The 360-nt window shown below is 48.3% G+C and carries 1 rRNA gene; it reads right to left on the bottom strand.

The features are described 5' to 3' along the window. Positions 1–103: ribosomal RNA gene (gene rrf, locus KO539_RS29885) — 5S ribosomal RNA — on the bottom strand; the annotation flags it as partial. Positions 104–360: the final 257 nt, after the last annotated feature.

The following is a 360-nucleotide window of genomic DNA, read 5'->3' as shown; positions in this document are numbered from 1 at the left end:
AACCTACTTTCACACTGGTTGCAGCACTATCATCGGCGCAAAGTTGTTTCACGGTCCTGTTCGGGATGGGAAGGGGTGGGACCAACTTGCTATGGTCATCAGGCATAACTTTTTCAACAGCCTGCTCCCAACGGGGCAGCAAACCATCTGATCTGAGGAGGCGAATTATATAGCAATTTGCCTGGAAATGGGACTAAATGTGGGCTTTTATCGCGACAAAAACACCAAACGAAAAAAAACCCCACCATGGCTGGCGGGGTTTTTCTCTTACTGCGAATAACAAGCCTGACGATAACCTACTTTCACACTGGTTGCAGCACTATCATCGGCGCAAAGTTGTTTCACGGTCCTGTTCGGGAT

This window comes from Janthinobacterium sp. NKUCC06_STL, from assembly GCF_019345455.1.
Lineage (GTDB): Bacteria > Pseudomonadota > Gammaproteobacteria > Burkholderiales > Burkholderiaceae_D > Janthinobacterium > Janthinobacterium rivuli.
The sequence above is the reverse complement of the archived record's forward strand: the minus strand, read 5'-3'. Positions and strand labels throughout refer to the sequence as shown.